Genomic DNA, 14,225 nt, shown 5'->3' on the forward strand with positions numbered 1-14,225 from the left:
CGCACGTGCAAATTCATCAGCGTCTCCCTAGAATCACGCCATGCGCCTGCTGCTACTGATCGTCGCCATCGTCGCCGTGTTCCTTGCGGTGCGCACCCTCGTGCGCTCCACCAGCAACCGCAAGCAGGTCCGCCAGGATGAACGGCCCGAACGCCTGAAAGAGGGCGGCGCGGTGATCCGCTGCGCCTTCTGCGGCGTGCACGTGCCGGAGGCCGAGGCCTACCGCGACGGCGACCGCCTCTACTGCTCACCGCAGCACGCCGAGGTCGACCGCAACCGCTCGGACGCCGACTCCCGCACCGAAGACGACTGACCCTCGTCCATGGATAACCAGTCCGGGGGGAACACGCCGATCGACGCCGACACCCGGCGTTCCGCCTGGCTTTTCGCGCTCTACCGGGTCTTTGTTGCGGCGGTCCTGCTACTACTCGGGCTGTTCCCGGATACCCCGCTGGGGCTACATCTCGTCACCCCCCAGTTCTACGCGGTCATCGCCACCGCCTATCTCGCGTTTGCGCTCGTCGCCGCCGCCTTCGCCTGGCGCTGCACCCACAATCCGGACACCACCAGCCTCACCCGTATCGCGTTGATCGGCGGCGCCGGCGACGGCATCGGCCTGATCGCGTTGCTGATCGTCTCCGGAGGGGTTGGCACCGGCATTGGCCTGCTGCTGGTCCCGGCCCTGGTGGCAGCCGTGCTGCTCTCCAGCGCACGCTTCGCCCTGACCCTGGCCGCGATCGCCACCCTGGCGCTGTTGCTGGCCGAGGGCGTAAGCGCACTATTCCTGCACCCCGCCGATACCGCCATCACCCAGGCGGGGCTGCTGGGCGCCACCCTGTTTGCGGCCGGCCTGCTGGCCCGCCAGTTCGCCCGCCGGGCCGGCGAGACCCGCGCCCAGGTGGAACGCCAGGAGGTGGACCTGGCCAACCTGGCCGAACTGAACGCCCAGATCATCGCGCGCATGAGCGCCGGTGTCATCGCGGTCGACCCGGACGGGTACATCCGCTCCATCAACGAGGCCGCGCGCCGCCTGCTCCCCCCGCGGCCGGGACGCCACCTGTCGTCCCTGTCGCCCTCGGTGGCACGCGTGATCCGCGACTGGCAGCGCAACGGCATGCCCACGACCAGCCAGCAGCTGCCGGGCGACCGCAACCAGCCGGCCCTGCGGATCCGTCTGGCCCCGCTGGGTGACCGCGGCGACCAGGGCAGCCTGCTGATCCTGGAGGACGCCGCCGAACTCCAGCGTCAGGCCCAGGCCGGCAAGCTGCAGGCCCTCGGCCGCCTGACCGCCAGCATTGCCCACGAGATTCGCAACCCCCTGGGAGCCATCAGCCACAGCGCACAGCTGCTCGGCGAATCGCCGGATCTCAAGCCTCACGACCAGCGCCTGCTCGACATCATCAACAACCAGAGCAAGCGCGTGAACGAACTGATCTCCAACGTCCTCAGCCTGTCACGCAGGGACGCCGGAGGACGCGAGCGGCTGAACCTTCAGGAGACCCTGGATCGCTTCGCCGAGGAGTTCTGCGGTGCGCTGCAGTTGCCGCGAGAGACCCTGCATGCGCGCATCGAACCGGCCGATTCCGAGATCCAGTTCGACCCCTCCCAGCTCAACCAGATCCTGTGGAACCTGTGCAGCAATGCGCGCATCCATGGCGGCCACGATCAGCCCGACAGCCCGCCCATCGTGCTGCGCGGCGGCGCCGGCCAGGTCGCGCGGGTGGTCAGTCTGGACGTGATCGACGCCGGGCCGGGCATCTCTGCCGAACAGGAGAAGGACCTGTTCGAACCGTTCGTCTCCGGGCGTGCCGGGGGCACCGGCCTTGGCCTGTACATCTCGCGCATGCTGTGCGAAAACAACGGGGCGTCGCTGGAATACGTCCACACACCCATCGGCGGCTGCTTCCGAATCCTGTTCGCCCCCCTGGAAACCGATTCGCCAAAGGAACAAGGCGCATGAGTATCCGCCACGTGCTGGTCGTGGACGACGAGCCCGACATCTGCGAACTTCTCGAGATCACCCTGGCCCGCATGGGCCTTGAGGCCACCACGGCCACCCGCCTCGAGCCGGCCCGCGCCCTGATCGCCGAGCACGACTTTGACCTGTGCCTGACCGACATGCGCCTGCCGGACGGCGACGGGCTGGACCTCGTCCGCCACATCCAGAGCGAACGCCCGGAGCTTCCCGTGGCCGTCATCACCGCCCACGGCAGCGTGGATACCGCCGTCCTGGCGCTGAAGCTGGGAGCCTTCGACTTCGTCAGCAAGCCGGTGGACCTGAAACAGCTGCGCGAACTGATCGACGCGGCCCTGCGCCTGGAGCCGGCTGCCTCGATCGCGGAAGAGCCCGGCGACGACGCCACCCCGGCCACCCCCGATGACAGCCCCCTGCTGGGCCAGTCCGAGCCCATGCAGCGTCTGCGTGCCACCATCCACAAGCTGGCGCGCAGCCAGGCCCCGGTGTTCATCTCCGGAGAGTCCGGATCCGGCAAGGAACTGGTCGCGCGCGAGATCCACCGCCTCGGCCCGCGCGCCGAACGTCCATTCGTGCCGGTCAACTGCGGCGCCATCCCCGGCGAGCTGATGGAGAGCGAGTTTTTCGGCCACCGCAAGGGCGCGTTCACCGGGGCCACCCAGGACCATACCGGTCTGTTCCAGTCCGCCGACGGCGGCACGCTGTTCCTCGACGAGGTCGCCGACCTGCCGCTGCCGATGCAGGTGAAGCTCCTGCGCGCCATCCAGGAACGCGCCATCAAGCCGGTCGGTGGCACCCGCGAGATCCCGGTCGACGTACGCATCCTCAGCGCCACCCACCACGACCTGGAAAAGGCCGTGCGCGAGGGCCGCTTTCGCCAGGATCTCTACTACCGCCTGAACGTGATCGAGCTGAAGGTGCCGCCGTTGCGCGCGCGCCGCGGCGACATCGAACGCCTGGCCACGCGCATCCTGCAACGCATCGGCGACCAGTGGCAGACCGGCGACCTGGAACTGGCACCCGACGCCCTCGCGGCCCTGCAGGGGCACGGCTTCCCCGGCAACGTCCGCGAGCTGGAGAACATCCTGGAACGCGCCGCGACGTTGTGCGAAGGGCCGCTGATCCGCGCCGGCAACATCGACCTGCCGGCGAACGGTCTGGGCACCGAACCCACCCCGGGCGCGGAGTACGGCGAACCCGAGAACGGCCTCGACGGCGCGGAGAGCGCCCTGGACGACCAGCTCGCCGCGCAGGAACGCCAGGCCATCGCTACCGCCCTGCAGCAGACCGGCGGCAACCGCACGGCCGCCGCACGCCTGCTCGGCCTCAGCTTCCGCCAGTTGCGTTATCGCCTGAAGAAACTCGGGATCGACTAGGGAGACGTTGATCTACAGCAGATCGAACCACTCGTTCAGGGCAAACCAGATCACGTAGCCGCCGTACAGCAGCAGGAAGATGACACTGAGCACCGTGATCGGGCGAAACCCCTTCACGTCCACCTGATAGGACACATCCTCCCCCCGCGCACGGCGGCGGCGCACATCCATCCAGCGCGACACCCGCCACCAGACGAACAGCAGGATCAGGATCACGGTCAGAAACTTCAGCATCGGGGTTCGCTTCCTCGCACGGGACTCGCAACAGAGCTGAACGCGACACTACCGGAGAACGCCCTCCGCCGCATCGTCCCCACCACCCCGCGCCCCAGGTGCTGCCTGGCGCCCATCACCCCGGCGTCATCCCGGCCACAGCGCAGCGAAGAGCCGGGATCTCCGCGGCCATGGCCACCCCGACGCCCGAGACCCCGGATAACCGCTCCGCGGTTTCCGGGATGACAACACAGGGGGTCACGCGCGGCGTCCCGCGTTGTGCTGACCTCTGTGGGAGCCTGCTTGCAGGCGAAGCCCCCGCCAAACCTGGACTGCCTACCCACGCCGCTTCGCATGCCGCGTGGCCGGCGCATTCCACGGATCCTCCGGCCACGGGTGTTTCGGGTAACGGCCCTTCAGCTCGCGCCGCACCTCCGGGTAGCCGTTCTCCCAGAAACTCTTCAGATCCTGGGTGACCTGCACCGGGCGCCGCGCCGGCGACAGCAGGTGCAGCACCAGCGCCACGCGACCTCCGGCTACCGCGGGCGTTTCCGCCAGGCCGAACAGCTCCTGCAGCTTCACCGCCAGCACCGGCGGGTCCTGGGTGTAGTCGACCCGGTGGGCGGAACCGGAGGGCACCGCGATACGGGCCGGCGCGTCGCGCTCCAGTCGCTGTTGATGCTCCCAGTCCAGCCGCGCGCGCAGGATCGCAGCCAGGTCCAGCCGGTCCAGATCGCGCAGCCGCGTCATCCCGGCCAGGTACGGCCCCAGCCAGTCCTCGAGACCGGCGAGTAACGCGGCGTCACCCATGTCGGGAAAGCCCGCCTCCGGCATCGCCTGATGCAGCAGCTGGATGCGCGCGCGCAGCTGGGTCGCCGCGTCATCCCACGGCAGCAGCGCAAGCCCTTCGCGGCGCATCCGTTCACACCAGCGCGGGATCGTGGACGCGGGGTCGTCCAGCGCGACCATCTGCCGCTCGACCACCAACGTGCCAATGCGGCGGATGCGCGCGTTCTCCAGCCGCGCCCCGTCCTCCACCCAGTCGCAACGCGTCTCGCGGTGGAAAAGCTCCGGGGCCTCGCGCTCCAGCGCGGCGAGGTCCAGCGCCACCGCGCAGCGGATACGTGCCTCGCGTTCGGCGTCGGTGCAGTCCACCGCCACCAGGTACTCGGCATGCGCCAGGCGCTCGCGCTCCGACAGCAACGCCCCGCGGCCATTGCCCATCACGAAGCGCCCGGCCTGCCCGCCGCGTGGCCGCGCGATGCGTTCGGGCCAGGCCAGCGCAGCCAGCACCCCCAGCGCCACAGCCTCGTCCAGTACGGATTCTGCTGCGCCGGCGCGGTCGTCCAGCCGCGCCAGGGCCTGCTCCAGCCGCCGCAGCCCGGACTTCCAGGCGCGGCCGCCCGCACGCCGTGCCTGCACCAGGCGCTCCCCCAGTTCCAGCGGGGCACCCGGCCCGGCCATTCCCGGCTCCTCGACCACCACCGCCAGCTCGCAGGCCAGACGCGAGAGGCCCCGCTCGCGCGCCCGCAGCAGCATGTGCGCCAGGCGCGGATGCGTCGGCAGCCGCAGCAGGGCGCGGCCGTGACCGGTGATCCGCCCTTCGGCGTCCAGCGCGCCCAGCTCCGAAAGGATCGCCTGCGCGGCGGCCATGCCGTGCGCCGGCGGCGGCTCCAGCCAGTCGAGTTCGGCCACCGCCTCGCCCCAGCCGGCCAGCTCCAGGGCCAGCGGCAACAGATCGACCTGTTGCAACCCGGGCGTCGCGTAGTCCGGACGCTGCACCTCCTCGGCGCGCGCCCACAGCCGGATCGCGACGCCGGGTTCGGTCCGTCCGGCACGGCCGGCGCGCTGTTCCGCCGCGGCCTTCGAGGCGGCGACCGTCACCAGTCGCGACAGCCCGGTGGCGGCATCAAAACGCGGCTCACGGGATAGCCCCGCGTCGACCACCACGCGCACACCCTCGATGGTCAGGCTGGTCTCGGCAATGTCGGTGGCCAGCACCACCTTGCGTTCGCCTTGCGGAGCCGGTCGCACCGCACGGTTCTGCTCCTCCGCCGACAGCCGCCCGAACAACGGTGCCACCCGCGCGGGGCCGACCGGCGTCTCCAGGGTCTCCCCCAGGCGCGCGGCCACCTCGCGGATCTCGCGCTCGCCGGGCAGAAAGACCAGCACCGAACCCGGCTCGGCCTCCAGTGCCTCGCGCACGGCCTGCGCCACGGTGTCGGCCAGCGGGGCGCCCTTCCTCGGCGGCGCGTAGCGCACCTCCACGGGGAACTGTCGTCCGCGAGCCCGCAATACGGGCACGGGGTCCGCCTCCGGCCCCGCAAGCAGTCGCGCCACGGCCTCGTCGTCGAGGGTGGCGGACATCACCACGATCCGCAGCTCCGGGCGCAGCAACCGGCGCACCTGCAGCGCGAAAGCCAGCGCCAGTTCGGCCTCGGGCCGGCGCAGGTGGAATTCGTCGAACACGACCGCGCCGACATCCTCCAGCAGCGGGTCGGCCTGGATGCGGCGCAGGAACAGGCCATCGGTGACCAGCTCGACGCGGGTATGCGCCGAGACCTTCTGTTCGTCGCGCACGCGGTAACCCACCGTCTGCCCGACCGGCTCGCCGCGTTGCCCGGCCATGAACGTGGCCGCCATGCGCGCGGCCAGGCGGCGCGGCTGAAGTACGATGACCCGCCCCCCGGATACGGAATCCGCCAGGTGCAGCGGCACCCGCGTGGTCTTGCCCGCCCCCGGTTCGGCCACCAGCACGGCCGCACCGCGCGTGGCCAGCGCGGCATCCAGCGGACTCAGCAGGTCATCCAGCGCCTCGGGCGAGGCATTCGGGGTTTCGACCATGGGCAGGTCAGTTTTCGACGACGCGGGTACCGGCCTGCACGCGGTCGCCCGGACGGGTAACTACGCGCTCGCCTGCCTCCAGGCCCTCAAGGATCTGCGTGGTGAACCCGGAACGGCGGCCCACCTCGACCCGTCGCGGCTCCGCACGCCCGTCCTCGACCACGAACACCGACCACTCGCCACGGTCGCGGAACAACGCACTGGTCGGCACCTGCAGCACGTCGTCGCCCTCCCACAGCAGAAACTCGGCCTCCACGCGGTAGCCAACGGCCAGCCCGGCCAGGCGCGCCTCCACCGCATCCAGATCGAGGATCACCGGCACACGCTGTTCGTCCACGCCCAGCGCGGAGATTTTGGTGAAGCCGAAGGGCTGCACCCGGCGCACCGTGGCGTCCAGCTTCGCATCACGACCCCAGTCGGTCAGGCGCACACGCATTCCCGGTACCACGCGCACCGCATCCATCGACAGCAGGTCCACCTGCACCTCCAGGTCGTCCAGATCGCCGACGACCAGTACCGGCTCGCCGGCGCCGATGGTGCCCTCGCAGCAGCGGTAGCGCTCCAGCACCACGCCCTCGGCGGGCGAACGCACGGACAGGGTATCCGCCTCGGATTCCGGCATCTGGCCGCTGGCGATATCCAGCACCACGCGGGCACTCTCGATCTCGCTGCGCGCGACCTCCACCGCCGACTCGCCCGCGCGCACGGCGGAACGCGCCCGGTCGCGCATCGTCTCCATGCGCTCCATCTCGGTCGCGGACACCGCCCCGCGGTCGAACAACTCCTGGTGGCGGCGATACTCGGACTCGGCAAAACGCGCCTCGGCCCGCAGGTTCTCCAGGTTCGCCTCCGCGCTTTGCAAACGCGAACGCGCGGCAGCCAGGTTCTCGCGCGCCTGCTCACGCGAGCGCGCATCCAGCGCCGGCGTCGGCAACGGCTCCAGGCGGAACAGCGTATCGCCCAGCGCCACCGCGTCGCCCTCCTCCAGCGCCACCCGATGCAGATAGCCGGCAATCGGCGCCGACACGGTGTAGGTCTCGCGCAGCCGGGTACGCCCCTCCTCGCGCACCGTCTCCTCGAACGCCCCGGCCCGCACCTCGCTCAGCGACACCGGCACCGGCTGCGGCCGCAGCGCCCACACCAGTGCGGCCACCCCCGCCAGCACCACCAGCCCGATCGTGATCCGCTTTTTCATCAACATGCCATCAGTCTCGCAAATCCCGCCTCGACGCGCCCAGGGCCACCCCCGAGCAACACGCCCCCCACACGTAGGATGCGACGAGCGAAGCGAATCGCATCAAGACGGCGCCGGGAAGCCGCGCGAATGGCCGGTATCCACGGTTTTGCCACCTTTTTGCATCGGTGGATTCCCGTGGCTTCCAGATGATGCGATTCGCTCCGCTCATCACATCCTACGTCGCTGCCCCGCGCCGCACCCACCCAAATCCGTACCCGTCATTGCGAGGAGCGCAGCGACGAAGCACAAAAGCGCGCAGCGCGTTGAACGGCCGCAGGCCGACCTGAAAGGCGAGCGCAGCGAGTAATCTCCGAAAGCTGGGAATGCGTTCAAGATCCGGCTGTGGTGGTTCCGGATGGAGATTGCCGCGTCGCCTTCGGCTCCTCGCAATGACGGCCGGCCTGCTCGAATGTTGGGCGGTCCTCCGGAATGTCATTCCGCGGCCTTCAGGGCCTGCACGCGGTCAAGGTGCTGCAGGCGGCGCCAGGCGAGGAACGCGGTCAGGCTGGCCGCGACCAGGATGCCGAGCGCGGCGAAGCCGTAGGCCTGCGGCGTGATCACGAACGGCACGCGCAGCAGGTCCATCGCGAAGGCCTGGTTCAGCAGCCAGGCGAAACCCGTACCGGTGAGCCAGGCGACCGGGATCGCCGCCAGCGTCAGCACGGCGATCTCGCCCAACAGGATCCAGCTCACCTGGCCGCGCGAGTAGCCGAGCACCTCCAGCGTCGCCAGGTCACGGGCGCGTTCGGCATAGGTGATGCGCGCGTTGTTGTAGGTCACGGCGAAGGCGATGGACACCGCCAGCGCCACGAACACCAGCGCGAACACGATGATGGTCTCGCCGATGTATTCGCGGATGTTGCGCTCGGCTTCCGCGATCAGACCGACACTGGCGACGCGCGGCCGATCGGACAGACTGCGGAACAGCGCCTCCTCCTGTGCACGGTCGGTCAGCAGCCAGGCCCCGGAGACGGCCGGCCCCTCGCCGATCAGGCGATTCAGGGCCGGGCGGTACATGTAGGCGCCAACGCCGATCGGCTCCTCCACCACCCCGGCCAGCGGCACCGAGACCGTGCGCCGGCGCCCCTCCAGGATCTCCAGCTCTACCGGATCGCCGACGCGCAGCCCCAGCTGCTCCGCCAGGTAGTCGGTCAGCAGGATGCCTTCGTCCGGCAGGCGACCGCGCCCGCCGGCCATCGGCAGCTGACGCAGGCGCGGTTCCGCGTCCAGACCCAGCAGGCGCACGCGCTCTTCGCGGTTCACCCCGACCAGGCGCACCGGCACCGCGCGGAAGGTCTCCACCGCCAGCACGCCCGGCTCGTGGCGCAGCTCCCCGGCCACGCGCGCCGGCACCGGATCGGTGAACTGCAGATCGATGTCCATCTGCAGCACCTGCCCGTACTGGGTATCCAGCATCTGGTCCACCGCGTTCAGCTGGTAGGCGCCCATCAGCAGCAGTCCACCGGACAGACCGATGCCGATCACCGACAGCACGGACTTGAGCCGGTGGCGCGCGAGGTTGCGCAGGATGATGCGGGTCGGCTGATCCAGCCCACGCCACGCCGCCGTGCGCTCCATCCAGCCGCGGTGAAAACGTTCCGGTGCCGGTGGGCGCATGGCCTCGGCCGGGGCCATGCGCACCGCCTGCCACACCGCGCGGAAGGTGCCGAGCATGGCCGCGCCCATCGCCACGGCTACCGCCAGCACCATCACCCAGGGCTGCAGGCGAAAGCTCATCGCCGGGAAGCGGAAGTACTCGGCGTAGATCCCGGCCAGGCCCTGCGCGGCCCAGGCCCCGAACGCGAGCCCCAGCGCACAGCCCACCAGCACGATGCCGGCGGTCAGCAGGGCGTAGTGCGCGGCAATCGCACCATTGCCGTAACCAAAGGCCTTGAGCACCGCGATCGGCTCGCGCTGCGAGCGGATGATGCGTCCGACCACGACGTTCAGCAGAAACGCCGCCACCGCCAGGAAGATGGTCGGCAGGATCGCCGCCTGGGCGCGCAGCTGGGTCAGCTCCTCGGACAGGAAGCGGTGCGAGAACTGGTCCTCGCGCCCGTAGGCGCCCAGGCCGCCGTAGCGGGCCAGCGCGCGGTCCATGGCCTCGATCACGGGCTCCGGGTCGGCGCCCGCTTGCAGACTCACGGCGACGGAATTGAACGCCCCCTCCATCCCGTAGGCGGCCGCCAGCGCGCGGCGGTTCATCCACAGGATGCCGTAGCGCTCGTAATCCGGCAGCAGGTCGGTGGGGCTGATCTGGTAGACGAACTCCGGCGACAGCGCGATGCCGCTGATCTGCAGGTCGGTCAGGCGCCCGTCGATGATCGCGCGCAGGGCATCCCCGCTGCCCAGTCCGTGCGCCTCGGCGAAGGCCTCGCTGACCACCACCTCGCGCTCGCGCCCGGGCTCGGGCAGCCGGCCCTCGCGCAGGTAGAGCCGGTTCAGCAGCGGCTCGCCCCCGTCCGGCAGGGAGAGCATGGTGCCCCGGATCGGGTCGTCGAAGCCGGCGACCTCCAGACGCACCGGGGCCTGCACCCGGGTCTCGATCTGGTTGATGCCCGGCGCGTCGCGGAAGCGTTCCACCGCGCTCTCCGGCGCGCGCGTGATCTCCGCGAACACGTCGGCGAACTGGTATTCCGAGTAGAAACGCTCCTTGGTGATGGTCAGGGCGTCGAGACTGGTCACCGCGATCACCAGCGTCATCACCCCGCTGGCAATCACCAGCGCGATCGCCGCCGCCTGCCCCTTCAGGTGGCCGAGATCGCGCAGGATCTTGCGGTTCAGGGCGCGCACGAGACGGGACCGGCGCCGCTACCAGTGCAACGAGGAAGGAGACTGTCGGCTGGCATTCTCGTGAATCTCGCTCACGCGGCCGTCGCTCAGGTGGATCACGCGATCGGCCATCTCGCCGATCACCGCATTGTGGGTAATGATCGCCACCGTCGTATCCAGACGCTCGTTGATGTGCTGCAGCACCTCCAGTACGCGGATGCCGGTCTTCGAGTCCAGCGCGCCGGTCGGCTCGTCGCACAACAGCACCGCTGGCTGCTTGGCGATCGCGCGGGCGATGGCCACCCGCTGCTGCTCGCCGCCGGAGAGCTGCGAGGGGAAGTGGTCCATGCGGTCCTCCAGCCCCACCAGCGCCAGCGCCTCCTCCGGCGGCATCGGGTCGCGCGAGATCTCGGTGACAATCGCCACGTTCTCGCGCGCGGTCAGGCTGGAGATCAGGTTGTAGAACTGGAACACGAAGCCGACATGGTCACGGCGAAAGGCCGTCAGCGTGCGCTCGGAGGCCTGTGCCAGGTCCTGGTCGCGGTAGCGCACCTCGCCCTCGGACGCGGTATCCAGCCCGCCCATGATGTTCAGCAGCGTCGACTTGCCGGAGCCCGAGGCCCCCAGCATCACCACCAGCTCGCCGGTATAGAGCTCCAGGTCCACGCCGCGCAGGGCGTGGATCGTCACCTCGCCCATGCGGTAGACCTTGGTCACCCCGGCGGCGCGGAAGATCACGTCGCGCCCGGCGTGCGGCGCATCCGGAGCGGGCGCCGTGGCTGTATTCATGCCGCCCGGGGCGCAACCGATCCTGATCCATCGGCCAGGCGCTCGGCCGCCGGTGCCGCACCCGTATCGGGCGCGCCGGGCAGGATGCCCCCGTCGCCGTCCAGGCTCATGGACCACAGGCTCAGCAACAACAGCAGGATGATCAGGATCGGGATCAGTACGCGCGGATTCATCAGTCACGCCCTCGCTCACGGGAATGACCCCATGCTGCCACAGGCCAGCCCCGGGGACTCTGGCCGAAGGGGAAAAGGCCCCGGCGGAACTGCCAGAACTAGTGGGTGTCACATTGAATTCCCACCCAGAACGAAAGGATTTACCATGGAACGTTCACTGCTCGTGATCGCGATCGCCGGAACAGTCCCGGGGCTCGGCCTGGCAGAACCCCGCATGGTCGATACCGATCGCAACGTGTATATCCCCTCCGAGGAGGACGGGAGCGCCGTACTGAGCGTCGGCGCGGTGTACAACGACGAAGAGTTCCGTATCCATTACAAGTACGAGACCGACGATCCCAGCTGGTATCACCAGGTCTGGCGCTACGAGGATGGCGACTGGGTCCGCTACGGTTCCGGCGGCCCCGGCCCTGACGAACATGGCCTGTACGAAGACCGCATCTCCATGATGCTGGATGACGGCGCGGTCGACGGCTTCGATCGCCTGGGCGGCTGGATGACTGCCCACGAGGGCATGCGCAGCCTGACCTCCGAGGTGGACTCCGAGGCCGTGACCGAGCATCCCAAGCTGGGTGAGGAACTGGGCCGCAGCGACGTGCGCAAGTACCTGCCCCAGACCCGCACGACCGAAGACCCCACGGAAAAGTCCTGGGACCAGATCAAGGACGACGGGGCCCTGGAGGAGCTGCAGAAAGCCGGGGGCTTTATCGATCTGTGGCAGTGGCGCTCGCATCGCAGCCACCCCATGGGCTACGCCGACAACAACTACGTGCTGCACTACCGGCTGTCCTCCGAGGGGGACAGCATGTTCACCGACAACTGGGACGACGAGCAGGACCAGCCCGCCTGGATGTTCGACCCCGAGCAGACCGGCTCACGCTCCCTCGACTGGGAGGCCCTGCTGGATCGCCAGTACGATCAGGATGACCACTACTACATCTCCGAAGACAATGCGGTCCCGTTCGACCCCGACCACGACTGGGAAGAGGGTGACGTCATCCCGCAACGCTTCCTGCAGGAGCCGAGCGGCAGCCGCGGGGCCATCAGCGCCTCGGGCGCTTACGAGGACGGTGCCTGGCGCATCGCCCTGACGCGTTCGCTGGAAGCCCCGAACGAACGCGACAGCAAGACGCTGGAACACGGCGGCACCTACAACGTGGCCTTCGCCGTCCACAGTGCTGCGGGCGCCCGCTGGCATCTGGTCTCGCTGCCGCAGACCCTGGGTCTGGAGAACGAGGACGCGGACATCGTGGCCCGCCGGGTGGACGGCAACCTCGACGACGCGGAACCGGAGTGGACCGAGATCGAGGTATTCTATCCCGGCCAGATCACCAATCAGTTCCTCCACAGCGAGAAGCACCCCGGACAGGCGCTGGTGCTGGAAGGCGAGCTCGGCGTCCGCGACGAGCACGACCTCGACACCCTGCCAGACTTCATCGTCGACATGGAACGCCACCTGCTCGAACAGGACGACTGAGCCGGACCGCCCCGGAACCTCCGTCCGGGCACGTCTTCAGGGGGCTGCGGACGCACTCGACGGGCGTCGTGCAGCCCCCCTGATTTGTTGTTTTGCGCCCAAATACTTACCCTATGCACATCGCACGACCCGTGACCGGCGCGCCATTCGGGCTTCCAGCGCGCGCCACGGGACGTCCTGTGCCGCCTTCAAAGGCGCGCACGACAACGATTTCAGCCAACGCTAAGGAGCAACAATGTCCGCACTGATCTGTGGGTCCATGGCCTACGACACCATCATGGTGTTCCCCGATCGCTTCAAGAACCACATCCTCCCGGACAAGGTGCACATGCTGAATGTGTCCTTCCTGGTCCCGGACATGCGCCGCGAGTTCGGCGGCTGCGCCGGCAACATCGCCTACAACATGAAGCTGCTGGGCGCGGACCCGACGATCATGGCCACCGTGGGCGGCGACTTCACCCCGTACGCCGACTGGATGGACAAGCACGCCATCTCGCGCACGTTCGTCAAGGAGCTGAAGGACACCTACACCGGTCAGGCCTTCATCACCACCGACCAGGACGACAACCAGATCACCGCCTTCCACCCGGGCGCGATGGGCTTCTCGCACCAGCAGAAGGTCACCGACGCCGACGGCATCAAGGTCGGCATCGTCTCCCCGGACGGCCGTGACGGCATGATCGAGCACGCCCAGCAGTTCGCCGACGCCGGCATCCCGTTCATGTTCGACCCGGGCCAGGGCCTGCCGATGTTCGACGGCGACGACCTGAAGCGCTTCATGGAGAACGCCACCTACGCCGCGTTCAACGACTACGAGGCGCAGCTGACCGCCGACCGTACCGGCCTGAGCCTGGAACAGCTGGCCGAAATGGTCGACGCCATGATCGTCACCCGCGGTGGCGAGGGCTCCGACATCTACACCGGCGGCAAGAAGATCACCATCCCGTCGGTCGAACCGGCCGCGATCAAGGATCCGACCGGCTGTGGCGACTCCTACCGCGCCGGCATCCTGTTCGGCCTGGAAAAGGGTTTTGATTGGGAGACCACCGGCCGTATCGCCTCGCTGATCGGCTCGATCAAGATCGCGCACTCCGGCACCCAGAACCACCACTTCACCGCCGAAGAGTTCGCCGACAAGTTCGAAAAGGCCTTCGGCTACCGCTACTAAGCACCCCGCCGCCCCGGGCACCCGCCCGGGAACGCAAAAGGCCCGGACCGAGTTCGCTCGGCCCGGGCCTTTTTTGTGGATAGATGGCGCCAACAACGCCGCCACCCCCTGCCCGCACCAACCGCACCCCCCCCGTCATCCCGGCCGTAGCGAAGCGAAGAGCCGGGATCTCCAACGCCAGCCCAACCCCCAAACGCCCGA

11 protein-coding genes are annotated in these 14,225 nt (G+C 69.1%); 5 read left to right on the forward strand and 6 right to left on the reverse strand.

From position 1 onward, the window contains the following. Positions 1–40: 40 nt before the first annotated feature. Genes F792_RS0100945 through F792_RS0100955 form a run of 3 tightly spaced genes read left to right on the forward strand, consistent with a single transcriptional unit; the run spans position 41 to position 3,351 of the window. The gene (locus F792_RS0100945) at positions 41–313 is read left to right on the forward strand and encodes a PP0621 family protein (protein WP_018168003.1); all 273 of its coding nucleotides are present in this window, start codon (positions 41–43) and stop codon (positions 311–313) included. Positions 314–322: 9 nt separating this feature from the next. Further along, positions 323–1,960 (forward strand): PAS domain-containing sensor histidine kinase, encoded by a 1,638-nt coding sequence (locus F792_RS0100950; RefSeq protein WP_018168004.1) that lies wholly within the window; start codon positions 323–325, stop codon positions 1,958–1,960. Then, on the forward strand, positions 1,957–3,351 hold the full coding sequence (locus F792_RS0100955; protein WP_018168005.1) for a sigma-54 dependent transcriptional regulator: 1,395 nt from the start codon (positions 1,957–1,959) through the stop codon (positions 3,349–3,351). Before F792_RS0100950 ends, F792_RS0100955 begins: the two co-directional genes overlap by 4 nt. Before the next feature lie 12 nt (positions 3,352–3,363). Here F792_RS0100955 and F792_RS0100960 read toward each other — a convergent pair whose 3' ends face one another. From F792_RS0100960 to F792_RS14865, 6 genes are all read right to left on the reverse strand, one after another. Next, positions 3,364–3,585 carry a hypothetical protein gene (locus tag F792_RS0100960; RefSeq protein WP_018146336.1) on the reverse strand — a complete coding sequence of 74 codons (222 nt, stop codon included), beginning with the start codon at positions 3,583–3,585 and terminating at the stop codon, positions 3,364–3,366. Between the two features lie 315 nt (positions 3,586–3,900). Continuing rightward, entirely contained in the window at positions 3,901–6,408 is a 2,508-nt protein-coding gene (hrpB, locus tag F792_RS0100965) for an ATP-dependent helicase HrpB (protein WP_018168006.1), read from the reverse strand. A gap of 7 nt (positions 6,409–6,415) precedes the next feature. After that, positions 6,416–7,609 (reverse strand): efflux RND transporter periplasmic adaptor subunit, encoded by a 1,194-nt coding sequence (locus F792_RS0100970; RefSeq protein WP_018168007.1) that lies wholly within the window; start codon positions 7,607–7,609, stop codon positions 6,416–6,418. A gap of 468 nt (positions 7,610–8,077) precedes the next feature. Further along, positions 8,078–10,438 carry an ABC transporter permease gene (locus F792_RS0100975; RefSeq protein ID WP_018168008.1) on the reverse strand — a complete coding sequence of 787 codons (2,361 nt, stop codon included), beginning with the start codon at positions 10,436–10,438 and terminating at the stop codon, positions 8,078–8,080. 18 nt (positions 10,439–10,456) lie between these two features. Next, positions 10,457–11,206 carry an ABC transporter ATP-binding protein gene (locus tag F792_RS0100980; protein ID WP_018168009.1) on the reverse strand — a complete coding sequence of 250 codons (750 nt, stop codon included), beginning with the start codon at positions 11,204–11,206 and terminating at the stop codon, positions 10,457–10,459. Further along, entirely contained in the window at positions 11,203–11,379 is a 177-nt protein-coding gene (locus F792_RS14865) for a hypothetical protein (protein ID WP_018168010.1), read from the reverse strand. The genes F792_RS0100980 and F792_RS14865 overlap by 4 nt, the downstream gene beginning before the upstream one ends. Before the next feature lie 145 nt (positions 11,380–11,524). On the opposite strand from F792_RS14865, the gene F792_RS0100990 reads away from it, so the two are divergent. Both F792_RS0100990 and F792_RS0100995 read left to right on the forward strand, forming a co-directional pair. Further along, the gene (locus F792_RS0100990) at positions 11,525–12,856 is read left to right on the forward strand and encodes an ethylbenzene dehydrogenase-related protein (RefSeq protein WP_018168011.1); all 1,332 of its coding nucleotides are present in this window, start codon (positions 11,525–11,527) and stop codon (positions 12,854–12,856) included. 235 nt (positions 12,857–13,091) lie between these two features. After that, a complete protein-coding gene (locus tag F792_RS0100995; RefSeq protein ID WP_018146342.1) occupies positions 13,092–14,024 on the forward strand; it encodes a carbohydrate kinase family protein in 933 nt (310 codons plus the stop codon). Positions 14,025–14,225: the final 201 nt, after the last annotated feature.

This window comes from Thioalkalivibrio sp. ALMg9, from assembly GCF_000380625.1.
GTDB lineage: Bacteria > Pseudomonadota > Gammaproteobacteria > Ectothiorhodospirales > Ectothiorhodospiraceae > Thioalkalivibrio > Thioalkalivibrio versutus.